Source organism: Mycobacterium arosiense ATCC BAA-1401 = DSM 45069 (assembly GCF_002086125.1).
GTDB lineage: Bacteria > Actinomycetota > Actinomycetes > Mycobacteriales > Mycobacteriaceae > Mycobacterium > Mycobacterium arosiense.
The window spans coordinates 26,112-48,823 of the sequence record NZ_MVHG01000028.1 but is presented as its reverse complement, the minus strand read 5'-3'; the positions used below and the strand labels follow the sequence as shown (position 1 = coordinate 48,823).

General features: G+C 65.8%; 24 protein-coding genes and 1 pseudogene. 10 read left to right on the top strand and 15 right to left on the bottom strand.

Annotated features, from left to right (window positions below; genetic code table 11):
• Positions 1 to 12 precede the first annotated feature (12 nt).
• Both BST14_RS13535 and BST14_RS13530 read left to right on the top strand, forming a co-directional pair.
• The gene (locus BST14_RS13535) at positions 13 to 903 is read left to right on the top strand and encodes a phosphoribosylaminoimidazolesuccinocarboxamide synthase (protein ID WP_083064932.1); all 891 of its coding nucleotides are present in this window, start codon (positions 13 to 15) and stop codon (positions 901 to 903) included.
• The gene (locus tag BST14_RS13530) at positions 900 to 3,062 is read left to right on the top strand and encodes a S9 family peptidase (RefSeq protein ID WP_083064931.1); all 2,163 of its coding nucleotides are present in this window, start codon (positions 900 to 902) and stop codon (positions 3,060 to 3,062) included. Before BST14_RS13535 ends, BST14_RS13530 begins: the two co-directional genes overlap by 4 nt.
• A gap of 136 nt (positions 3,063 to 3,198) precedes the next feature.
• Here the strand turns inward: BST14_RS13530 and BST14_RS13525 are convergent, their stop codons facing one another.
• Both BST14_RS13525 and BST14_RS13520 read right to left on the bottom strand, forming a co-directional pair.
• The gene (locus BST14_RS13525; RefSeq protein WP_083064930.1) at positions 3,199 to 4,818 is read right to left on the bottom strand and encodes a DHA2 family efflux MFS transporter permease subunit; all 1,620 of its coding nucleotides are present in this window, start codon (positions 4,816 to 4,818) and stop codon (positions 3,199 to 3,201) included.
• A gap of 176 nt (positions 4,819 to 4,994) precedes the next feature.
• Positions 4,995 to 6,614, bottom strand: a complete 1,620-nt coding sequence (locus BST14_RS13520) for a DHA2 family efflux MFS transporter permease subunit (RefSeq protein WP_245845396.1) — start codon at positions 6,612 to 6,614, stop codon at positions 4,995 to 4,997.
• A 156-nt stretch (positions 6,615 to 6,770) separates the two neighbouring features.
• Here BST14_RS13520 and BST14_RS13515 point away from each other — a divergent pair, with 156 nt between their 5' ends.
• Positions 6,771 to 7,475, top strand: a complete 705-nt coding sequence (locus BST14_RS13515; protein ID WP_083064928.1) for a DUF2334 domain-containing protein — start codon at positions 6,771 to 6,773, stop codon at positions 7,473 to 7,475.
• Positions 7,476 to 7,522: 47 nt separating this feature from the next.
• Entirely contained in the window at positions 7,523 to 9,190 is a 1,668-nt protein-coding gene (locus tag BST14_RS13510) for an FAD-binding dehydrogenase (RefSeq protein ID WP_083064927.1), read from the top strand.
• A gap of 22 nt (positions 9,191 to 9,212) precedes the next feature.
• Here the strand turns inward: BST14_RS13510 and BST14_RS13505 are convergent, their stop codons facing one another.
• Positions 9,213 to 9,851: an MBL fold metallo-hydrolase gene (locus tag BST14_RS13505; RefSeq protein WP_083064926.1), complete on the bottom strand. Its 639-nt coding sequence runs from the start codon at positions 9,849 to 9,851 to the stop codon at positions 9,213 to 9,215.
• On the opposite strand from BST14_RS13505, the gene BST14_RS13500 reads away from it, so the two are divergent.
• The 3 genes from BST14_RS13500 (at position 9,828) to purQ (ending at position 11,537) form a co-directional block, all read left to right on the top strand.
• A complete protein-coding gene (locus tag BST14_RS13500) occupies positions 9,828 to 10,562 on the top strand; it encodes an ATPase (protein ID WP_211280722.1) in 735 nt (244 codons plus the stop codon). The genes BST14_RS13505 and BST14_RS13500 overlap by 24 nt on opposite strands.
• Positions 10,563 to 10,626: 64 nt before the next feature.
• A complete protein-coding gene (gene purS / locus BST14_RS13495; RefSeq protein WP_083064924.1) occupies positions 10,627 to 10,866 on the top strand; it encodes a phosphoribosylformylglycinamidine synthase subunit PurS in 240 nt (79 codons plus the stop codon).
• On the top strand, positions 10,863 to 11,537 hold the full coding sequence (gene purQ, locus BST14_RS13490) for a phosphoribosylformylglycinamidine synthase subunit PurQ (RefSeq protein ID WP_083064923.1): 675 nt from the start codon (positions 10,863 to 10,865) through the stop codon (positions 11,535 to 11,537). Before purS ends, purQ begins: the two co-directional genes overlap by 4 nt.
• Here the strand turns inward: purQ and BST14_RS13485 are convergent.
• The 4 genes and pseudogenes from BST14_RS13485 to BST14_RS13470 all read right to left on the bottom strand — a co-directional run.
• Positions 11,504 to 12,035, bottom strand: a pseudogene (locus tag BST14_RS13485) (WSD1 family O-acyltransferase); the annotation flags it as partial. The gene purQ and the pseudogene BST14_RS13485 sit on opposite strands and share 34 nt — an antisense overlap.
• A 165-nt stretch (positions 12,036 to 12,200) precedes the next feature.
• Entirely contained in the window at positions 12,201 to 12,668 is a 468-nt protein-coding gene (locus BST14_RS13480) for a YbjN domain-containing protein (protein ID WP_083064922.1), read from the bottom strand.
• A gap of 88 nt (positions 12,669 to 12,756) precedes the next feature.
• On the bottom strand, positions 12,757 to 13,584 hold the full coding sequence (locus BST14_RS13475; RefSeq protein ID WP_083064921.1) for an Rv0792c family HTH-type transcriptional regulator: 828 nt from the start codon (positions 13,582 to 13,584) through the stop codon (positions 12,757 to 12,759).
• 56 nt (positions 13,585 to 13,640) lie between these two features.
• Positions 13,641 to 14,042: a nitroreductase/quinone reductase family protein gene (locus tag BST14_RS13470; RefSeq protein ID WP_083064944.1), complete on the bottom strand. Its 402-nt coding sequence runs from the start codon at positions 14,040 to 14,042 to the stop codon at positions 13,641 to 13,643.
• 64 nt (positions 14,043 to 14,106) lie between these two features.
• Here BST14_RS13470 and BST14_RS13465 point away from each other — a divergent pair, with 64 nt between their 5' ends.
• Entirely contained in the window at positions 14,107 to 14,703 is a 597-nt protein-coding gene (locus BST14_RS13465) for a TetR/AcrR family transcriptional regulator (RefSeq protein ID WP_211280721.1), read from the top strand.
• Position 14,704: 1 nt separating this feature from the next.
• Positions 14,705 to 15,103, top strand: coding sequence for a VOC family protein (locus tag BST14_RS13460; RefSeq protein WP_083064920.1), 399 nt, complete (start codon positions 14,705 to 14,707; stop codon positions 15,101 to 15,103).
• On the opposite strand, the gene BST14_RS13455 is transcribed toward BST14_RS13460, so the two are convergent.
• The 8 genes from BST14_RS13455 to BST14_RS13420 form a co-directional block, all read right to left on the bottom strand.
• Positions 15,100 to 15,564 (bottom strand): cupin domain-containing protein, encoded by a 465-nt coding sequence (locus BST14_RS13455; protein WP_083064919.1) that lies wholly within the window; start codon positions 15,562 to 15,564, stop codon positions 15,100 to 15,102. The two genes, BST14_RS13460 and BST14_RS13455, sit on opposite strands and share 4 nt — an antisense overlap.
• Positions 15,565 to 15,571: 7 nt before the next feature.
• Positions 15,572 to 16,255, bottom strand: a complete 684-nt coding sequence (locus BST14_RS13450; RefSeq protein ID WP_083064918.1) for a haloacid dehalogenase type II — start codon at positions 16,253 to 16,255, stop codon at positions 15,572 to 15,574.
• Positions 16,252 to 16,851: a TMEM175 family protein gene (locus BST14_RS13445; protein ID WP_083064917.1), complete on the bottom strand. Its 600-nt coding sequence runs from the start codon at positions 16,849 to 16,851 to the stop codon at positions 16,252 to 16,254. Before BST14_RS13445 ends, BST14_RS13450 begins: the two co-directional genes overlap by 4 nt.
• Before the next feature lie 39 nt (positions 16,852 to 16,890).
• A complete protein-coding gene (locus tag BST14_RS13440) occupies positions 16,891 to 17,322 on the bottom strand; it encodes a VOC family protein (protein WP_083064916.1) in 432 nt (143 codons plus the stop codon).
• Positions 17,319 to 18,194: a DUF427 domain-containing protein gene (locus BST14_RS13435; protein ID WP_083064915.1), complete on the bottom strand. Its 876-nt coding sequence runs from the start codon at positions 18,192 to 18,194 to the stop codon at positions 17,319 to 17,321. Before BST14_RS13435 ends, BST14_RS13440 begins: the two co-directional genes overlap by 4 nt.
• A 258-nt stretch (positions 18,195 to 18,452) precedes the next feature.
• On the bottom strand, positions 18,453 to 19,124 hold the full coding sequence (locus tag BST14_RS13430) for a TetR/AcrR family transcriptional regulator (protein ID WP_083064914.1): 672 nt from the start codon (positions 19,122 to 19,124) through the stop codon (positions 18,453 to 18,455).
• Positions 19,125 to 19,148: 24 nt separating this feature from the next.
• A complete protein-coding gene (locus BST14_RS13425) occupies positions 19,149 to 19,841 on the bottom strand; it encodes a TetR/AcrR family transcriptional regulator (protein WP_083064913.1) in 693 nt (230 codons plus the stop codon).
• Between the two features lie 56 nt (positions 19,842 to 19,897).
• Positions 19,898 to 20,767, bottom strand: coding sequence for an alpha/beta fold hydrolase (locus tag BST14_RS13420; protein ID WP_083064912.1), 870 nt, complete (start codon positions 20,765 to 20,767; stop codon positions 19,898 to 19,900).
• 233 nt (positions 20,768 to 21,000) lie between these two features.
• Between BST14_RS13420 and BST14_RS13415 the strand changes: the two genes are divergently transcribed.
• Entirely contained in the window at positions 21,001 to 22,710 is a 1,710-nt protein-coding gene (locus BST14_RS13415) for an MOSC and FAD-binding oxidoreductase domain-containing protein (RefSeq protein ID WP_083064942.1), read from the top strand.
• Positions 22,711 to 22,712 lie beyond the last annotated feature (2 nt).

The window sequence follows — 22,712 nt, the reverse complement described above, 5'->3', positions numbered from 1 at the left end:
TAGGCTGACCGGATGCCCGCACTGTCCAACTATCAGCATTTGGCCAGCGGCAAGGTCCGCGAGCTGTATCGCGTCGATGACGACCATCTGCTGCTGGTCGCCACGGACCGGATCTCGGCCTACGACTTCGTCCTGGACAGCACCATCCCGGACAAGGGCCGCATTCTCACCGCGATGAGCGTCTTCTTCTTCGGCCTGGTCGACACCCCCAACCATTTGGCCGGGCCGCCCGACGATCCGCGCATCCCCGACGAGGTCCGGGGCCGCGCGCTGGTGGTGCGTCAGCTCGACATGCTTCCGGTGGAATGCGTGGCGCGCGGCTATTTGACCGGCTCGGGGCTGCTGGACTACCAGGCGACCGGAAAGGTCTGCGGCATCACCCTGCCGCCCGGATTGGTCGAAGCCAGCAGGTTCGCCGAGCCGCTGTTCACCCCGGCGACGAAAGCCGCACTGGGTGATCACGACGAGAACATCTCATTCGCGCGGGTGATCGAGATGGTCGGTGCCGTACCCGCCAACCAACTTCGTGACCGCACCCTGCAGATCTACGTTCAGGCCGCCGACCACGCGCTCCGGAAGGGAATCATCATCGCGGACACCAAGTTCGAATTCGGCACCGACCGCGACGGCAACCTGCTGCTGGCCGATGAAATCTTCACCCCGGATTCGTCGCGGTATTGGCCGGCCGACGAGTATCAGGTCGGCGTCGTTCAGAACAGCTTCGACAAACAGTTCGTCCGCAACTGGCTGACCGGCCCCGAGTCCGGCTGGGACCGCCACGGTTCGCAGCCCCCGCCGCCACTGCCGCGAGGCATCATCGAGGCCACTCGCGGCCGCTATATCGAGGCCTACGAACGAATCTCCGGCTTGAGCTTCGACGACTGGATCGGTCCCAGCGCATGACCGAAACGCACTTAAACACGTCGGTGCCCCCCGTCGCCAAGCGGGTGGAGAGTCGGCGCGAGCATCACGGCGACGTCTTCATCGACCCGTATGAGTGGCTGCGCGAAAAGACCAACCCCGAAGTCATCGCCCATCTCGAGGCGGAAAACGCCTACGTCGACCAGATGACCGCGGACCTCGAGCCGCTGCGGCAGCAGATTCTCGCCGAGATCAAGGCGCGCACCAAGGAGACGGATCTGTCGGTGCCCACTCGCCAGGGCCAGTGGTGGTACTACGCGCGCACCTACGAAGGCAAGCAGTACCGCGTCCAGTGCCGTTGTCCGATAAGCGGATCCGACGACTGGGACCCGCCGATCCTGGATGAATGCACCGAGATCCCTGGCGAGCAGGTCCTGCTCGACTCCAACGCCGAGGCCGAGGGCCACGAATTCTTCTCCCTGGGCGCCGCGACGGTGAGCCTGGATGGAAACCTGCTGGCGTATTCGGTCGATACTCTCGGCGATGAACGTTACACGTTGCGGTTCAAGGACTTACGTACCGGCGAGCTGTACCCGGACGTGATCACTGACATCGGGGCGGGCGCGACCTGGGCCGCCGACAACCGCACCGTCTACTACCTGACCCTGGATGCCGCCCACCGTCCCGACAAAGTGTGGCGGTATCGGGTGGGCTCGGGGGCAAAGCCGGAGCTGGTCTATCACGAGGCCGACGAAAAGTATTGGTTGGGCGTGGGTCTGACGCGCAGCGAGGCCTATGTCTTCATCGCCTCGGGATCCTCGATCACCTCGGAGTATCGCTACGCCGACGCCGCCGATCCGCAGGCACCGTTCACGGTCGTGCTGCCGCGCCGCGAGGGAGTCGAGTACGCGATCGAGCACGCGGTGATCGGCGGGCAGGACCGGTTCTTGATCCTGCACAACGACGGCGCGGTCAACTTCACCCTCGCCGAGGCGCCGGTCAGTGATCCGACACAGCAGCGCACCCTGATACCGCACCGCGACGACGTCCGGCTCGACGGGGTGGACGCCTTCGCCGGCCACCTCGTCGTCGGCTATCGGCGGGAGGCGCTGCCCCGGCTGCAGCTGTGGCCCATCAACGCCGACGGCACGTATGGTCGGCCCGAAGAGATTTCCTTCGACTCCGAGCTGATGACGTCCGGGCTGGCCGGCAATCCTAACTGGGATGCACCCAAGCTGCGGATCAGGGCGGGATCCCTGGTGATTCCGGCGCGCGTCTATGACATCGACCTCGCCACCGGTGAGCGCACGCTGCTGCGCGAGCAACCCGTGCTCGGCGGCTATCGGCCCGACGACTATGTGGAGCGGCGTGACTGGGCCGTTGCCGACGACGGAACCCGGATCCCGGTGTCCGTCGTGCACCGCGCCGATATCGAATTCCCGGCACCCGCATTGCTTTACGGCTATGGCGCCTACGAGCTGTGCACCGACCCGAGCTTCTCCATTCCCCGGTTGTCGCTGCTGGACCGCGGCATGGTGTTCGCGATCGCCCATGTGCGTGGCGGCGGCGAAATGGGCCGGCTGTGGTACGAGCACGGCAAGCTCTTGGAGAAGAAGAACACCTTCACCGACTTCGTCGCGGTTGCAAGGCATTTGGTGGACTCCGGCGTCACCCGGCCGCATCAGCTGGTCGCGTTGGGAGGTAGCGCCGGCGGGTTGTTGATGGGCGCGGTGGCCAACCTGGCGCCGGAGCTCTTCGCCGGAATTCTCGCGCAGGTCCCGTTCGTCGACCCGCTGACCACCATCTTGGATCCGTCCCTTCCGCTGACCGTCACCGAGTGGGACGAATGGGGAAACCCATTGGCGGACAAGGAAGTCTATGCATACATGAAGTCCTATTCGCCGTATGAGAACGTGCAGGCCAAGCGGTACCCGGCGATCTTGGCGATGACGTCGCTCAACGATACGAGGGTTTATTACGTGGAGCCGGCCAAGTGGGTTGCGGCGCTGCGGCACGCCAACCGCGACGGCAGCCCGGTGCTGTTGAAGACCCAGATGAACGCCGGGCATGGCGGCGTCAGTGGCCGCTACAAGGCGTGGGAGGAGACGGCCTTCCAGTACGCGTGGCTGTTGGCTGTCGCCGGGGCTTACGGCGACGGCCACGGCCAAGAAGACAACCTGCATGTCGACAAGCAGCAATAGCCGGATCGTCGGATTCGGGCCGATCGAGCATCCCTGCGCATAAGGTTGGCCGGAACATGGGCGAGCATCAGCCAGGCACACGGCCTAGACCAGCCAGCTCGCCGGCAGCGACAAAGCCGTTGCTGGGTGTTCGGCGCTATTCGTCGATCGTCGGTTCCGGTCGTCTTCTCGGCAGGAACACCGCCGGCACGAGCGTGAACGCCACCAACGCGACAGTCAGCCCAGACGCCACCGTGAAGGCGTGTGAAAGGCCGTGCAACAGGATGTCCGCCAGGTCGGGTGGCACGGCCTGCCGTGGGATCGCCGAGGGATCAACGGGCGACCCCGGCCTACTTCCCTGTTGAGGCGCCGCCAGCTTGCTGGCCGCAATGATGTTGTCATTGCGATTGAGCTGATTGGTCAGCACCACTGCCACCAAGGCGGCGCCGATAGACCCACCGAATTGCTGGTTAACGGTGACCAGCGTCGTCCCGCGAGCGACTTGATGCGGGGCCAGCGACTGCATCAGCGCCGCAGAAAGCGGTGTTGTTATGCACCCCACGCCCAGTCCGACGATCGTCAGGCCTGCCAGTAGTGCCGGCGCGTAATCGACCTGCCGGGCGATTCCCCACGTGAAGATCCCCAGACCTGCGGCCATCACAGGGAGTCCAATAAGCACTATCTTGCCGGGGCCGCGTTTGTCCGTGAGGGCACCGGCGAGTGGCAGGGTCACCATCGCGCCTAGTCCTACCGGCGCCAGATGCAGACCGGACTGCATGGGAGTCTGCTGCAAAACCAGCTGAAAGTAGGTCGGTATCAGCAGTGTGGCACCTACCGAGGCGGCGGCGAAAACCAGCAGCGTCACGTTGACCTCGGTCACCACCGGATTCTTGAACAGCCGCAGGTCGATGAGCGGGTGATCCGAGCGATACCACGCATGCAAGACAAACGCAGATATCAACGCCAGGCCGGTGATCCCGGGTATCAACACGTAGCGGTCGGCAATCGTGTGTCTTCCCGGGATGGACGACACCCCGCACAGAAATATCGTTACTCCAGGCGAGAGCAGCAGGAGGCCGATGATGTCGAGCTTTTCCGAGGGAGCCGGGCGGTCTTTAGTGAACAGGATTGCAGCGAGGGAAAATGTGGCAACCCCGATCGGAATGTTGACCAGGAAGATCCACTTCCAGCCGTAGGAGTCGATAAGCCAGCCGCCCAATATCGGCCCACCGATCGGGCCGAGCAGAATCGGGATTCCTCCGATAGCCATCAGACGGCCCACCCGCTTCGGACCGGCCTCGCGGGTGAGTATCACCCAACTCAGCGGCAGTAGCATACCGCCACCGACGCCCTGCAGCACCCGAAATAGAATCAGCAGCAATATATTCGGCGCGACCGCGCACAGCAGTGAACCCACCGTGAACGCCACCACCGAACCCATGAAAAGTCGTTTGGTGCCAAACCGATCGGCTGCCCACCCTGTGACCGGGATCACGGTTGCGAACGCCAACATGTAGCCCGCGATCGTCCACGACACGACGGTCGGGGTCGAACCGAACTGGGCGATGAAAGTGCGTTGCGCGACAGCGACGACGGTGTTGTCGAGAATCGCCATGATGCAGGCCAATCCGCACACCCCTGCGATGCGCAGCAGCGCGGAGTCTAGCTTGTCCGGGTAGGCGAGTTCATCCGTATCGGGTTGTCCGGTGGGAGAAGCGATGGGTACCGGATCCAAGGACGAGCCGGAGTAGGCCTTCTGCATGGTGTTGCCGAGCATAACGATATCGGTACCCGTCCGCTGAAGCTTTTAGGCGTTTGCGTTCGGCAAGAATTCAAGCTGCTGCCCGCGAGCATTTTTCCAGTGCCGGTTGACCTCATCCTACCGAGCACGTCTACCAGGACATTTATACCGGCCTCCGCTAGCCGACCCATCCACCCGCGGTGGGACCCGCGTTATTCGCCGGCGGTTTCGCTCGCGGGTTTTTTGGGCAGAAACCACGCCGGAATGAAGGTGCAAACCACCAGCACGACGGCGACTACGAATACCGCCGTGTACGCGTGGGAAAGATCGTGCGACACATGGCTCCAAAACCCCGGGACGAGCGACTGGCGGGGTAGCGCGGTCTGGTCAACCGGTACCCCGTGGGCGGCCGCCTTCTGGTTCAGCGCGGCAAGCTTGTTCGCTGCGACGATGTCGGGGCTGCGGTTGAACTGATTCGTCAGGATCATCGACATCAGCGCGGTTCCCACCGAGCCGCCCACCTGATGGCTGACGCTCATCAGCGTCGTTCCCCGGGCGATCTGGTGGGGCGCCAGCGCCTGCACCGACGCCACCGAAAGCGGCATCATGGTGCAGCCCATCCCGAGGCCCATGATCGCCAGGCCGACCAGCAGCGTCGGCAGATAGTGGGCCTGGGTGGCCACCCCGAGGGCGAAGGCGCCCAGGCCGGCGGTGATCAGCGCAATCCCGACCAGCACGATCTTGCCCGGCCCCTGCCGGTCCACCAGCGGACCGGTCAGCCGCATGGTCAGCATGGCGCCCAGCCCCTGCGGGATCATGTGCACGCCCGCCTGCATCGGCGTTTGGTGCAGCACCTGCTGAAAATAGCTCGGGAGCAGCAGGCCGGCGCCGAAGAACGCCCCGGCGAAGACCAGCATCGTCACGTTGGCGTGGGTGAGCACGGGATTGCGGAACAGCCGCAGATCTATCAGGGGATGATCGGCGTGATGCCAGGCGTGCGCGACGAAGCCCGCGATCAATGCCAGGCCGATCATCGCCGGTATCACGACGTGGCGGTCGGCCACGGTGCCCCGGCCCGGGACCGAGGACACCGCGAACAGGAACATCGCCAGGCCCGGCGAGAGCAACAGCACGCCGACGGCGTCGAAGGTTTCCGAGCGCGCCGGATGATCGCGCGGGAACACGATGGCGGCCAGCGCGACGGTAACGACTCCGATCGGCACGTTGATCAGAAAAATCCACCGCCAGCTCAAGGTGTCGATCAGCCAGCCGCCCAGGATCGGCCCGCCGATCGGTGCGAGCAGCATCGGGATACTCAGGATCGACATCAGGCGCCCGAGCCGTCCCGGGCCCGCTTCGCGGGTCAGAATCATGAATCCCAACGGCAGCAGCATGCCGCCGCCGATTCCCTGCACCATCCGAAAGGCGATGAGCTGCAGGATGTTTGACGCGACCGCGCACAGCAGCGAGCCCAGGATGAAGGCCACCACCGAACCGATGAACAGGCGTTTGGTGCCGAACCGGTCGGCGGCCCACCCGGTTATCGGGATCACGGTCGCCAAGGCGAGCGTGTAGCCGGTCATCGTCCAGGCCACGACGGCCTGCGAGGACGCGAACTGATCGATGAAGGTTCGTTGGGCGACGCTGACGACCGTGACGTCCAGAATCGCCATCACCGTGGCCAGAATGCACACGCCGGAGACCCGCAACAGCGCGGCATCGAGCTTGTCGGGATATACCCGTTCCTCGACACCCGGCCGCCCGGCGGGGGCGTGGGGCGGCGGCGTCTTGGCCGCCGCGTACGAGGCCTCATCCATGGCGTTGCTTAGCATATCGAACTGATCACCCGGCCCCACGGTTGCGCCACTCGCGGTCGCGGGGGTTCGCCCGGCCGCCGAGATCAGTTAGCCCGCCGGGGCGCACGCATATACGCCTGCTGTCTGCGTGTCCTTCACCATCCCGACACTTGGGATCGGCAAACTGCTGGTGTGTCTGGAAAATTGATCGTCTCGGTCTCGGGGATCGGTGAACGCACCCTGCCCGACGTCGAGGCGTTCTGCGCGCAAATGGATGCCCGCAAGGTACCGGTGTCGTTACTCGTGGCTCCTCGCCTGTCCGGCGACTACCGGCTCGACCACGACCCGAAAACCGTCGAGTGGCTGACCACCCGACGCGCCGGCGGTGACGCCATCGTGCTGCACGGCTACGACGACGCGGCCACCAAGAAGCGCCGCGGCGAGTTCGCGATCCTGCGGGCGCACGAGGCCAATCTGCGATTGATGGCCGCCGACCGGGTGCTCGAGCATCTCGGGCTGCGCACCCGGCTGTTCGCGGCGCCCGGCTGGGTGGTGTCGCCGGGTGTTGTCAAAGCGTTGCCGGGCAACGGATTTCGGTTGCTGGCCGATCTGCATGGAATCACCGACCTGGTCCGCCATACCACGGTCCGCGCCCGAGTGCTCGGCATCGGCGAAGGCTTCCTCACCGAGCCGTGGTGGTGCCGGATGGTGGTGCTGTCCGCCGAACGGATCGCTCGGCGCGGCGGTGTCGTGCGGGTCGCGGTCGCGGCTCGTCACCTGCGGAAATCCGGGCCGCTGCAGGCGATGGTGGACGCGGTCGACCTGGCATTGATGCACGGTTGCACCCCCAGCGTGTACCGCTGGGATCAGCGCAGGGCCGTGCTCGACGCCGCCTGAGGCAGCGACCGCCTGACCTGCTCGTCGGGACGCTACCCTGGTCCGACATGAGCGATTCTTCGGTTGCGGGGTTCCACGCTGATGCCATCGTCGTCGGAGCGGGACTGGCCGGCCTGGTCGCCGCCTGCGAACTGGTGGATCGCGGCTTGCGGGTGCTCGTCGTCGACCAGGAGAACAGCGCCAACCTGGGGGGCCAGGCGTTCTGGTCCTTCGGCGGGCTGTTCTTCGTCGACAGCCCCGAGCAGCGCCGGTTGGGGATTCGCGACAGCCATGAATTGGCGTTGCAGGACTGGCTGGGCACGGCGGCGTTCGACCGGCCCGAGGATTATTGGCCACGCCAATGGGCCCATGCCTATGTCGATTTCGCCGCGGGGGAGAAACGCAGTTGGTTGCGTTCGCGGGGGCTCAAGCTTTTCCCGTTGGTGGGCTGGGCGGAGCGCGGCGGGTATGGCGCGCAGGGGCATGGCAATTCGGTTCCCCGCTTTCACATCACCTGGGGCACCGGGCCCGCGCTGGTGGAGATTTTCGCCCGGCAGTTGCGCGACCGCTCATCGGTGCGGTTCGCGCACCGCCATCAGGTGGACGAGTTGATCGTCGAGGGCGAGGCGGTGACGGGCGTGCGAGGCACCGTGCTCAAGCCATCGGCCACCCCGCGGGGTGTCGCGTCGTCGCGAAAAGCGGTAGGACAGTTCGAATTTCGTGCCGACGCCGTGATCGTCACCAGTGGCGGCATCGGGGCCAATCACGAACTGGTGCGCAAGAATTGGCCCAAACGCATGGGCCGCGTCCCCGAGCAATTGCTGAGCGGGGTGCCGGCCCATGTCGACGGCCGGATGATCGGCATTGCGCAACGGGCCGGCGCGCGGGTGATCAACCCCGACCGCATGTGGCACTACGTCGAGGGCATCACCAACTACGATCCGGTGTGGCCGCTGCATGGCATCCGCATCATCCCCGGCCCGTCCTCGCTGTGGCTCGATGCGAACGGCAACCGGTTGCCGGTGCCGCTGTATCCGGGCTTCGACACGCTGGGCACCTTGGAGTACATCACCAAATCGGGATTCGACTACACCTGGTTTGTGTTGAACGCCAAAATCATTGAAAAGGAGTTTGCGCTCTCCGGGCAGGAGCAGAATCCCGATCTGACCGGGCAGAGCATTCGGGAGTTGCTGCGCAATCGGGCCAGTTCCGGGCCGCCGGCGCCGGTGCAGGCGTTTGTCGACCGGGGCGTCGACTTCGTCAGCGCGAACTCCTTGCGCGACTTGGTGTCCGCGATGAACAAGCTGCCCGATGTGCAGCCGCTGGACTATGCCACGGTGGAGGCCGAGGTCACCGCGCGGGATCGGGAGGTCGCCAACAAGTTCAGCAAGGACGGGCAGATCACGGCGATCCGCGCCGCCCGCAACTATCTGGGTGATCGGCTGGGACGGGTGGTGGCCCCGCACCGGCTGACCGATCCGAAGGCGGGGCCGATGATCGCGGTCAAGCTGCATATCCTGACCCGAAAAACGCTGGGCGGCATCGAAACCGACCTGGCATCGCGGGTGCTCAAGGCCGACGGCACGCCACTGACCGGTCTGTACGCCGCCGGCGAGGTGGCCGGATTCGGGGGCGGGGGTGTGCACGGCTACCGCGCGCTGGAGGGCACCTTTCTGGGCGGCTGCATCTTCTCCGGCCGTGCCGCCGGCCGCGGCGCCGCCGACGACATCACCTAGGCCCTCCGCGAGGCCAACCCCGCTAGAACGTGACGGCGTCTTCTTCGGGCAGCACCTGGAAGTCGGTGCAGGTCATCTCGGTGAGCCGTCCGTAGTAGATGCCTCGCGCGTCCGGGGCGATGATCCCCTGGTGTATCGGGACGGCACGCTGCGGAGCCACCGCGCGTAGGTAATCGACCGCCTCGGACACCTTCATCCACGGCGCGGCCGCGGGCGTGGCCAAGACGTCGACCGGCTCGTCGGGCACGAACAGCGCGTCACCGGGATGCATCAACCGGGCGCGATGGTCGGCGTCGCCCACCAGAAACGAGATGTTCTCTATTACAGGGATTTCCGGGTGGATGACCGCGTGCTTGCCGCCGGCGGCGCGGACGGTAAGTTCACCGATGTGCAGCTCGTCGCCGACATGGACCTCCCGGCAGGGCGCGCCCAGTTGCGCGGTGGTTTGCGGGTCGGCGTAAAGCGCCGCATCCGGATTGCCCTCGAGCAACGCCGGCAGCCGTTTGGTGTCGACATGGTCGGGATGCTGATGGGTGATCAAGATGGCGGTCAAGCCGGTGATCCCCTCGAAGCCGTGCGCGAAGGTACCGGGGTCAAAGAGCACGCGGGTTTGGTCGAACTCGGCAAGTAGGCACGAATGGCCGAAATGCGTCAGTTGCATAACTACGATTGTGCCTTGATGGACAAGCTGCCGATGCGCGTGATCCTGGCCACGATGCTGGTCGCCGGCAGTTTCGCAGTTGCTCTGGTGGTCGTCATTCCTGCGCACGCCGACCCCGAGACTTGCCCGGGGCTGTGCGACCGGATCCCGAACACCGCGTGGATCAACCAGCATGCGGTGCCGCTGGACGCGGTATACCATTGGCCCGCGCTGGCCGGCCAGGCGGTGCAGACGACCGGTTCGGTCCCCGGGCCGCGGTTCCGGTTCGAGGAGCTGTGCGCGGCGCCGGCGATACCGCAGGACCCCCGCGACTCGGCCGTGGCGGCACGCTCGACGGTCCAGCATCCCGACGGGCAATGGCAACTACAAGCCCAGATCCTGCACTGGCGGGGGGACACGGCCCGAGGTGGCGCGACCGCGGCTGCGGCGTTCAGCAATGCCGTCGCCGCGCTGCGGGCCTGCCAGCAGCGCGCACCACAGGAGTCACCGTCGCTGACCAGCGACGAGACGAACCGAATGGCCGCCGTGATCAGCGGGCCGGTGGTGATGCACACCTATCTGTTCGCCCACCCGGCCAGCAGCACGATCAGCGAGGTCACGCTCTGGTCGACCGCCCCGCCGCAGGTGTCCTGGCCGGCCATGGCGGACGATCCGGTGCTGGGCGCCATGAGCGCACCGCTGTGCGAGGCCTACATCGCCTCGTGCCCGTAACCGCGAGCTGCGCTTTTCGCCGGTAGAGTTGGCGCGGAAACCAACTTCGTCAAAAGGAGCGCCGGTGGCCCGGGTGATCGTAAGCGTGATGCCCAAAGCGGAGATCCTCGACCCGCAGGGGCAGGCGATTGTCGGCGCGCTGGGCCGCCTCGGACATCCGGGAATCTCGGAAGTGCGGCAGGGCAAACGCTTTGAGCTCGAAGTCGACGACAGCGTCGATGATTCGGCGCTCGCCGAGATTGCCGAAACGCTGCTGGCGAACACCGTAATCGAAGACTGGAATATCAGCCGGGAGACGCAGTGACGGCACGCATCGGGATCATCACCTTCCCCGGAACGCTCGACGACGTGGACGCCGCGCGTGCGGCGCGCCGCGTCGGAGCCGAGCCGGTCAGCCTCTGGCACGCCGACGCCGATCTCAAGAGCGTCGACGCCGTGGTGGTGCCCGGCGGCTTCTCCTACGGCGACTACCTGCGGGCCGGTGCGATCGCCAGGTTTGCCCCGGTGATGACCGAGGTGGTGGACGCCGCACGGCGCGGCCTGCCGGTGTTGGGCATTTGCAACGGTTTTCAGGTGCTCTGTGAGGCGGGTCTGTTGCCCGGAGCGCTGACGCGGAACGTGGGTCTGCACTTCATCTGTCGCGACGTGTGGCTGCGGGTGGTCTCCACCTCGACGGCATGGACGTCGCGCTTCGAGCCCGACGCCGACCTGCTGGTCCCGCTGAAATCCGGCGAAGGACGCTACGTGGCGCCCGCCGAGGTGATCGAGGAGCTCGAGGGCGAGGGCAGGGTGGTGTTCCGCTACCACGAAAACGCCAACGGCTCGCTGCACGACATCGCCGGGGTGAGCTCCGCCAACGGCCGCGTGGTGGGTCTGATGCCACACCCCGAGCATGCCATCGAAGCCCTCACCGGGCCGTCGGATGACGGCCTGGGCCTGTTCTATTCGGTGCTCGACGGCGTGCTGGCCGGCTGAGCGGAAACGGCTGCGGCATCACGCAATTCGGCGAAGGACGCGCCGATGGCATCGGTGGCCTCGTGCGGGTCGTTGAACGTCCGGTCGTCGGTGAGCACCGCGACCGAGCCGGTCGACGTAACTCCACACGGTGATGTTGACCGGGGCGCCGGGAGACAGCACGCCGGTGGAGTAGATCTCGGTGACGGCCGCGCCACCGAAGTGGCCCCGTTCGCGCGGGCCCACCACGCTGGACACCGCGACGTTCATCAGCTTGTTCGGGGCATCGCGCAGGCCCAGCCATCGAAACGCGGCGGGGGCGAAGGCGGTCGGCAGGTAGGCCATCATTTTTCCGTAGAGCTGTGGGCCCAGGATTTCGTGGTCCTCCTTGGCGATCCCGGTGGCCAGCGCGACCAGCCGGGCCCGCTCCACGGGGTCGGCGACGTGGACGGGCAACGAGATCATCAGCCCGCTGGTCTCGTTGCCGGTGATCCGGTCGGATTTGTCGGTGGCCGTCGGCTCGATCGGCGCCCAAGAGACCCAGCTGTTCCTGACCCGCGGCAATTGGTTGGCCCGCAGGCTCGAACAGTGGCGGCCTATCGGGAGTATCTCGGGGGCGCGATACGCGCCAGGCCGGGCGAGCCGTGCCCGGATGCATCGCCGGTTTCCTCGCTCGTCGGGACTTCAGCCGGCGTCGCGCAGCAATGACCGCTGCCTAAAAGGCGGTTCGAGGGGCGGGCTCAGTTCCTCAAAGAGCTCGGTGGCGTCCGCGACGGTCCGGTCGACGAAGGACGCGAAATCGTCGAACGAGACGTCGTTTCGGACCCATTGCGACTTACGCGCCACCACGCCGATCCGCTGCGGATCCGACGAGCCGTGCACGATCGCGGTGACGTGGCGGTCAAGACGATTCCACCTGTCGGTGAAGTACGTCAGCCAGGGGCGGTCGGCCGCCGGGAAGTAGCACCCGGGGCTGACGCGGATGATCAACACGTCGTCATGCGCGGGCGAAATCTCGAAGTGGATGTGCAGGCGCCGCGGAGCGCTGGTGACGAAGAAGTAGTCGCCGTCGTGGTGGCCACGAAAATAGCGCCGCCCGCGGGTGCGCAGGTAGCGTTCGACCAGGTTCGCGCACAGCTGCTCATTCGTCATGAGTCGATGTTGCGGCCGACGGCTTTGCGAATGCTTGGAGCCAGGCGATGCGGTACCGAAGAATTCGTTGAGAATTCGCTGAGTGCCGTTACGCCTGCTCGCGCCGTTCCACGATGCCGGCGCCGGGGTTGGGCACCGTGCGCGGCAACGTGACCGAAAACCTGTATCGCTCAGGGCGATAATGGAATTCGACCACCTCGAGGGGCTTGCCGTCGTGGCCGTAGCTGGTGCGTTCGAGAACCAGCACGGGTGAACCCAGCGGCAGGTTGAGGGCGCCGGCCACTTCCAGCGATGCGCCGGCCGCGTGAATCTCATAGTTGGCCCGGGCGACGGGGATCTCGAGCCGCCGCTCCCACATGGTGTAGGTGCTTTCCATCGCCTGCGCGGTCTGCTCGTCGGTCGCGCTCTTCAACAGCGGCTCCACGGCCTTGCCCAATCCTGTTGGCAGGTAGGCGATCATCAAGGCGAGGGGCTGATCGCCGTCACGGAACCGCCTGTGCACACAGAGGACTTTGGACAGGCCGAGCGTTTCGGCGATCCGCTGCGGCGCGTCTTCGACGCGGTGCGACAAGACGTCGACGTTCGGCGTGATCCCGGAGCCGGCCAGAACCTCGGTGATGGTGCGCACGCCGGGTCCGAGTTCCTGTTTGACCGGGTTGGCCACGAAGGTGCCCAGGCCCTGCTTTCGTACCAGCCATCCTTGGCGTTCGAGCAGCCCGACCGCCGCCCGCACGGTAACCCGGCTCACGCGGGTGCGGTCGACGAGTTCTCGCTCGGTGGGCAATCGCGCGCCGCGGGGCAGGCGCTGTTTGACGATCGCCGCCTTGAGGGCCTCGGCGAGCTGGGTGCTGGCCGGCACACTGCCGCGGGATATCCGGAGGTCGGCAACGTTGAGATCCAGCTGGTCGGGGGCCATGAGATGTATTAAAACGTTTCGTGTCGCCGGGGTAAAGGCGGTATGGATCTGGCCCGCTACGGCCGGTCGAGGTCGATCCGCACCGTCAGCAGATCGGTGCCCAGTGCGCGCACCAGAGAGCTGTTGAACCGTGGCAGGACGGCCAATCGGGCAACCGGGTCATCCTCGGGTAGCAGCGCAGCGGTCCCCGGTCGCCAGCGGCCGCGAATTCGGATGCGAACGCGGTTGTCGGCCTTGATGTTTCGAACGTAATCCGCCGCCTCGCCGTGGTCGGATACCAGCCAGAACGCTCTGCCCTCGCGCCGTCCCCCCACCGGTGTGCGTCGTGCCCGCCCGCTGACCCGGCCGGTGGTCTCCAGCAGCACCTGGGTGGGCAGACGCCGGGTGACCGGGTTGGCAATGTACCGATGAAATCGGCTGACCCAGCGGCGTTTGCGGTTGGGGAGAAGTCCAGTCATGCTCATGGTCCTCAGCATTGTCGAGACTACTGGTCTCGTCAATATGTCGCGCTAGCCTGCAGCTGTGACGGTGAACCGACGGGTGCATACGGGCAGCCGACGCAATGAGGCGGCCGAGCGGGCAATCCTGAACGCTGCCGCGGACTTGTTAACCGCCGCGGGCGGGGATGTCCAGATCACGGTGTCCGCCATCGCCGAGCGGGCAGGCGTAGGCAAACAGACGATCTACCGCTGGTGGCCGTCGAAAAGCGCGGTGCTGCTCGATGCGATGGTGCGCCGCGCGCAGCAAGCCGCGCCGATACCGGACACCGGGCGCCTGGACGGTGATCTGCGCGCGTTTCTGCGCTCGACCTTCTCCGCCGCAGCCGCCCATCGGACGCTGCTGATCGGCGCGCTACGGGAGGCGCTGGGCGATGGGGCGACGATGGAGCGGCTGGCGGCGTTCACCGCGGCGCGCCGCGACGAGTTGGCGCGGATGTTGAGCCGGGCCCAATCCCGCGGTGAAATCCCGCCGATGAATCGGCCCGAAATCGTCGTCGACCAAGTATTCGGATTGCTATGGTACCGAATGGCTTTCGGTCACCAGGCGCTCGATGAGCAGGCCGCCGACGATCTGGCGGCCGCGCTGACGGCCCAGCTTCGCGCGAGTCGGGAGGGTTAGAGTGACGTTCGCCGTGGAGAGGTTTGACCACATCGTGTTGAATTGCCGCGACGTCGAAACCACCGCCGCGTGGTACGAGCGGGTGCTGGGCATGCGGCGCGAGACGTTCGGGCCGTCGCGCCGGACGGCGCTGCGCTTCGGGAACCAGAAGATCAATCTGCGACCGGTCGGGGCGTTGGCCGACGACCCCGACTGGTTTACCGGGTTTGTCGAGGCGGCCGGCTCACAAGATCTGTGCTTTGTCACGCGCGCCCGCCCGGATGCCGTTCGCGCCCACCTCGCCGCGTGTGGGGTAGAGCTGATCGCCGGACCGGTAACCAAAGCAGGGGCTCTGGGCGAGATGACCTCGCACTACTGCCGTGACGTCGACGGAAACCTGATCGAGATCGCCGTGTACTAAGAGTCGGCCAGCGGATACAGCGCGGGAAGGTTGATCACGATGGCTTCTTGGGTGCTGCGCGCGATCACCACCTCGGCCGTGGTGTCGGGGTCGGGGTTTTCCTCCCGGTGGGGCAGATAAGGCGGGATGAAGACGTAATCGCCGGGTGCGGTGGCGATGCGGACCTCGTCGGTGCCGTCGTGAAAGACGAACTCCGGGTTTCCGCTTCGCACATAGATGGCGGTTTCCGATTCGCCGTGATGGTGATTGTCCGAGGCCGATCCCGGCGACGCGTGCGTCTCGCCCATCCAGAGCTTCTCCGCGCCGACCGACTGGCCGGACAGGGCGGCGAAGCGCCGCAGCCCCTCGGACTGTGCGGTGTCGGAGCTGATTTCGGACGCCTTGATGTGGCGCACCCGGTTGCGTGCGAGCGGTGTCGCGCTCTCGTCGAAGTCTGGATGGAATCCGTCTGCGGTAGCCATTGGTCAATTATGATCCGGACATGAGTCGCTCGGCGAGCTCGCGCACATCCCTGACGACGATGTGCGGCCGCGGCGGCCCGTCCACCGGCAGCGGTGCGTTGCCGCGCCGGGTGATCAGCGCCCCGCTGAATCCGACACTCTGCGCGCCGATGGTGTCCCAGACGTGGGCGGCGACCATCATGCAGTCCGCCGGAGGGACCCCGATCGTTTCGCATGCGTACCGGTACACGGCGGGCGAGGGCTTGAAGACGCTGCGCGCATCGACGCTCAGTTGGTGTTCGAAGAAACCCGCCAGCCCCGAACTTTGCAGTGCCGTCGGGCCGTCCGGATTCGGCGGGGAGTTGCTCAAGGTTGCCAGTCGAAAACCATTGTCACGCAGCGCCGCAAGTCCCTCGGCGGCATCGGGGTGTGCCGGCATGGCGAGCAGTTGTGCCTGCAGGCGGTTTAGATCGTTGTCGGTGACGTCCACCCGGTGGATGTCACCCAGCATCCGCAGCACCCCCTGGGCGAGCACGGGAAACGTCACGTAGTGGTCGGCCAGCGTGATGGTCATCGAGTACATGATCAATTGCGCGAACCATTCGCGTAGCACACCTTCATCGCCGAACACTTCGCCGAAAAGCGGTGCGATCGACTCGATATCGAGCAACGTCTCGTTGACGTCGAAGATCAGGACGGACGGTGTTGTCACGACTGGGGCTCAACATTCTTTCGCTGGGGGATGTCCGGTCGCAGATACCCCACCAGGCACAACACGATCAACAACATCGCCGCCACCGGCCACCGCAAGGCGACCAGCGCCGCCGTCAGGAACACGCCGAGGGTGATGAACGACCGCATTTGCAGCATGCGGCGCATCCGCGCTGGAACGTCTTGATGGGAGGGCCGATCCACCGCTTCCCAGCACAGCGCCAGGTAGGTGATGTTGACCAGGACGAAGACCGCGGCGTACAGGGACACCGGCGCCCGGGCCAGCCTGCTGTCGGCAATCCACTCGGTGGTGAACGGGATCAGCGACGCCGAAAACAGATGCGCGAAGTTCGACCAGACCAACCGCGACGTCGCGACCTGGGCGTAGTTGAACATGTGGTGATGGTTGACCCAGACGATCGCGATGAACAGATAGCTGACCACATAGCTCAGCCCGGTGGGCCACAGCGGGAGCAGGGCTCGGAAGCCATGGGTTGTCGGCGGTTTGAGCTCCAACACCAGGATGGTGATGAGCACGGCGAACACGCCGTCGGAGAATCCGCGCAGCCGTTCAGGGCTGGTCTCTCGCGCCGCCACCGCTACCTCCCGCTCCGTACGCAATGCCCCTGGGCCGTTTCAGGCCTGCCGATGGTTCCGCTCCTGCACTACCCAAGCATTGCCGTCGGGATCGCGGAAGTCGGCAAAGCTCGCATAGTCACCGCGGTCCGGATCGGTTCCGGGGAGGAATCTGCCGCGCCAGCCGCCGTCGGTGTCCTTGTGGCGTATCTCGCCGACGGTTACGCCGCGACCGGTCAGCTCTGCGCGGCAGGCCTCGATGTCGGAGACCACGAGATAGAGGCCCCGCACTGAGCCGCTCAGCGCGTCGGTCAACCCCACACCGAATTGGATTGAGGTGCCAGAGCCCTCGGGCGTCAACTGGATGACCCGGAATTCGGGGGTCGGGGCGTAATCGACGTCGAGGTCGAAGCCAACCTGGTCGCGGTAGAACCGTAGCGACCGATCGGGTTCCGCGACGGGCAGGATCACCACTTCCACGGACGCCCTCATGAGGCGCTCCGGCGCTGCCCCGAGACCTCGTCCGTGTCGAGTCCGCGGTCGACGCCGTGTGGGATGACCGTCTGGCCGGGCTCGAGCTGGAGTTGCTTGCCGTCGAGGTGCGCATCGATCTTGTCGGGTTCGAAGGACACCAGATTGCGGACCCGCGCGACCTCCGTCCAAGCGTCGACGTAAGACCATGCCGCCCGTTGGTGGGTGCCGATGTCGTAGTAGGAGCAGATTCCCTTGTACGGGCAAAACGTCTCAGTATCAACGAGTTTCAGCGCGGACTCGTCGGTATCTTCGCGTGGGACGTACCATCGGGGCGCAAAGCCGGATTCATACAAGGCCAACGGACGATGGGTATCGGCGATCACCCGGTCGCCGTCGTGAACTACGAGATGTCTCGCGGTAGAGCGGATGTCGATGCGATGATAGGCGTCCGCGGCGTGCCCGACGATTCGCTCCTCCTCTTCGAAGAAGGCTTCCATGGCACGCCAGGCAAACGCCACCCGGCCGTCGAGCACCGCCGCATACGCCGGCAGCTCGGTGTGTTCCCAGGCGCTGTGGTTGGCCTCGCGTCCCGATGCCCCAACGGTGAACCACCGGGTGGCCCCGAGATCGCGGTGCTGCGTCACCCGGTCCTCGGCGAGCAGCGTTCCTTCTTCGATATCGCCGAGGGGGAAGTAGGCGACCGGGTAGCGGCCCGGTTCGTGTAAGAGGATCACGTCCTCGCTGTCGACGATCCACCGATCCGCAAAGCGCACCCGCATCCGGCGCCGTAGCGGCTCGGCGAACAGCAGCCGCGGTGGCATCGGTTGTTCGGTCAGGAAGTGTCCGAGCGATCCCGCCGCCAGCGGGCCTTGCTGCCATGCCAGACCCATGTGAAGCCCGTCCTCTCCTCCAAATCCGTTCGCGCAGTGGCGTTTTGTTTCCGCATCACCCGTTGAATTTGCCGATGGGCGCCAGCTGTCCGAACCGCCGAGCCCCGCCAGGATGATCGCCCGCAAGCATGGACATCGGCTGCCTCTTTCACTTCGTTGGCGGGCGACGGCGCCGGGTGGCGCGACCGCATAATAATGGGCTAACTAACCCATTATTATGGGCGTTCACCTCGACCATGTCCAGCGAAAGGCCATTACTCAGCCTTTGCGCCCACCGCAAGACGGCGCGGACCGACCCTTACGCCGCGGGGGTTGCACCGCGAAGGAGCGGACATAGTCGACCGCTGCGTTGACGGCGGCCCGCAGCGGTTGCGGATCGCCGGTCACGTGGGTGACCATCGCGCCGCCCTGGTGTGCGGCGACCAGAGATACGGCCAGATGGCGCGCGTCGGCCTCCGGGCGCAGGTCGCCGCGCTTACGCATCGACTCCAGGCCGGCCCGAAACAGGTCGATCCATTGGTCGTATCCCGCGGACAGGTCATCGTGTATCTCGCGGTCGGCCTCTATCAGCTCACCGGCCAGGGACCCATAGACACAACCGCCGACGCGGTACACGGCGTCGATGTCGGCCACGCAGGCATCGGCCCACGCCTGCAGGGCATCGATGCTGTCGAGTCCGGCGAACTGCGGCCGAGTGTGGAAGGCTCGCACGTCATTGCGGCGCGCATCGACGACGTGGCGGGTCAGGTCGCGCTTATCACCGAAGTAGTGCGAGATCTGGGATCCGCCCACCGCGGCGGCGCGCCGTACCTGATCGATGCTCGTGTTGGCGACGCCGCGCTCGAACATCAGCCGCGCGGCGACCTCGATGATGCGTGCGCGCGTCGCCAGGCCCTTGCGGGTGAAGCGCGGTGGGTTGCGTTCGGTCACTTCGCCGCCTTCGGCACCAATCGGTCAGCCGACCCGTCGTGCCGGGCGACGCCCGCGGGCCCGGCGCGCCGCACGGGGTGCTCGCTCGGCGGGGTCGGCGGCGAACAGCCGCAGGTAGTTGACCGCGAAGCGAATCGCGTCGGCGTGCGGCCACTCCTCTTGGTAGGTGAAGGTCAGCACGCCACCGCCCTGGTGCGCGGTGACGATCACCAACGCCAGCCGGTGTGGATCGGCATCGCGAACCAGCAACCCGTCGTCTTTCATCCACGCAATTGCCTGCTCCAACAGATCAATCCACTGTCGGTAACCGGCGGCCAACGCGTCGCGCGTGGCGTCGTCTGACTTCGCCAACTGGGCGGTGAGCGCGTGATAGGTGGGGGTGCCGAAATAGCCGATGCGCCGCAGGTAGCGCATGTTTAGGTCGATCCACCGCTCGAAGTCGTCAAAGGAACCCAGGCCCCGAAGCGTGGGCTGGCGGTGAAAGTCCAAGACCACGCCGATCTGGCGGCGGATCACCGCCCGGATCAGCGCCGCCTTGTCGGCGAAATAGTGGGTGAGTTGCGAGCCGCTGACCGAAGCCGCCCGCCGGACACTGTCCATGTTCGACGCGGACAGGCCCTCGGTGACGATCAACTCGGCGGCGGCGCGCACGATCCGGTCGCGGGTGGCGCGTCCTTTGGCGGTCAACCGTTCGTCGCGAACATCGGAATGGGCCATCGCGTCAGGCTAACCCGGGAGCGCCCCCATTTATGGGATCTTCAGCCCAGAACGGATCAGGCCTTGATCCGCCGGGCGAGGAAGTTCCTGATCAGGGGGATGACGTCATCGAGCGCGGACTCCAACAGGAAGTGTCCGCCGTCGAGCAGGTGGATCTCGGCGTCGGCCAGGTCGTCGGCGAAGGCCTCGGCACCGGCCGGGCCGAAGATCTCATCGCCGCGGCCCCAGACCACCAGCAGGGGCACCCGGCTGGCCCGGAAGTAGTCGTGCAAGCGCGGATAAAGGGGAGCATTGGTCGCGTAGTCGCGAAACAGCCTGAGCTGCACCAGGTCATTGCCCGGACGAGAGATCAGCGCGTAGTCGTGCTGCCAGGATTCGGGGTCCACCAGCGTCTCGTCGGTCACCCCGGTCACGTACTGCCAACGGGTGGCATCCAGGGTGAGGAACTGGCGCACCGCCGCCTCGGCGTCAGCCGTCTGCTCCTGTTGGTACGCCTGCACGACCTTCCAGAAGCTCTCGATGAAACCCGCGTCGTACCCATTGCCGTTCTGGCTGATGATTGCGGTGATCGCGGCCGGGTCGCGCAGCGCGAGTCGCCAGCCGATCGGCGCGCCGTAGTCCTGGACGTACATGGCGTATCGGTCGACGCCGAGGCCTCGCAGCAGGTTTGCCGTCAGATCGGTCAGCGCGTCGAAGGTGTAGTCGAACTCGTCGACCGGTGGCGCGTCGGACAACCCGAAGCCCAGGTGATCCGGCGCGATGACGCGGTAATCGTCGGCGAGGGCCGGTATCAGGTGACGGAACATGTACGAGCTGGTGGGAAACCCGTGCAGGAGGAGCACGGTCGGAGCGGCCGGGTCTCCCGCCTCGCGGTAGAAGAGTCGACGGCCGTCGACGGTGGCGTAGCGATGGTGAACAGCAGGCATGACGTTGCTCCTGACTCAACGGGTTTCACCGTCGTCCGCCGCGGCGGCGTCCGATAGATGATCCGCAAAAATCAGCCCAACATTCTGGGTTATGCGACCCATTATGCACCACCGCGGCGAGCGACAACAGTCCGTGCAGCCGATGTATTGCCGCGCGGACCGGCCTGCCATATTCTGGGCGAACCATCCCAGTTAGGGCTCGGTGCGAATGCGAGCTGGTTTGAGGTGACATGGTGGGCAGGCTTGTTTCGGTGAACGTGGGCATGCCCAAGAACGTCGAATGGCGGGACAAAACCGTCTACACCGGGATCTGGAAGGTTCCGACCGAGGGACCCGTCATGGTGCGCCGCCTGAACATCGACGGCGACGGTCAGGGTGACCTCGCCGGTCACGGCGGTGAACAGCGCGCGGTGATGGTGTACCAGAGCGAGTCCTACGACTTCTGGAAGAGCTACCTGGGGCGCGACGATCTGCGAGCCGGGCACTTCGGTGAAAACTTCACCGTGACCGGACTCGCCGATGACGACGTCTGCATCGGCGACCGCTATCGCATCGGTGACGCCGAGTTCGAGGTGACCCGGCCGCGCGTCACCTGCTTTCGGGTCGGCCTTCGCCTCGACGAGCCCGACATGCCCAATCTGCTGGTGTCCCAGCATCGCCCGGGGTTTTACTTCCGCGTGATCACCGAGGGACACGTGCGCGCCGGCGACGACATCGTGCGGACAAGCCGAGGCCGCCATGAACTCAGCGTCGTCGACGTGGACGCGCTTCTTTATCTACCCGATCGCAACATCGAGACGCTGCGCAAGGCCGTCGACATTCCGGCGTTGAGCCCGGGTTGGCAGCAATCGTTTCACGAGCTGCTGGCCGCGCACGATGGCGCCACATCCGCGGCGACACCACCCATAGTCGAACCGGGTTGGAAGGGCTTCCGTAATTTGCGCGTCACCGAAACCTGTTGGGAAAGCGGGGAAGTGCTCTCGATCCGGCTCCAGGCCGACGACGCAGCGCCGCTGCCACCGGCGTTGCCCGGACAGTACCTGACGGTCAGGCTCGCCGACGCCGGCGATCCCGCACCGTTGCGCAGCTATTCCCTGTCGGATGATTCCTGCGCCGGCTATTACCGCATCAGTGTCAAGCGCGAGGACCATGGCGTAGTGAGCCGGTGGCTGCACACCCACATCAAGCCGGGGTCGGTGATCGCCGCGGCCGCTCCCCGCGGCGACTTCTACCTGACCGACGACAGCGGTCCGGTCGTCCTGTTCTCCGCCGGCATCGGAGCGACACCGGTCCTGGCGATGCTGCATGCCTTGTCCACTGCCGGGAGTCGCCGCGACATCTGGTGGTTACACGTCACCCGTAACCGCGAAACGCAAGTGTTCGCAGTCGAAGTCGAGACGCTCATCGGATCGTTACCGCACGCCCGGCAGCGGGTTTTTTACACCGAAACGCAGGGCCGGCTGCGCCGGGAGTCCATCGCGCAACTGGGCCTGCCAACCGACGCCACCGTTTACCTCTGCGGTCCAATCCAATTCATGACGGATATGCGCGATGCCCTGACCGGCCTGGGATTCGACCCGAGCCGGATTCACAGCGAGCTGTTCGGCGCACTGCCCGCGATCAACCCGGGCGTTGTCGAGACGGGCGAGCGCAAGCCGCCCCACCCGCCTGCCGGACCGCCGGGCATCGGACCGCCCATCACCTTCACCCGGAGCGGGTTGACGGTCAATTGGTCACCCGAGTACCGCAGCATCCTCGACCTCGCCGAAGCCTGCGACGTGCCAACCCGCTTCTCCTGCAGGAGCGGCGTGTGTCACCTGTGCGTCACCGGAATCGTCGCCGGCGCAACCACTTACGTTCAGCAGCCGCTGGAGCCGCCCGGCGACGGTTCAGTCCTGATCTGTTCGGCGGCACCGGAAACCGACGTGGTGCTCGATCTCTAGTC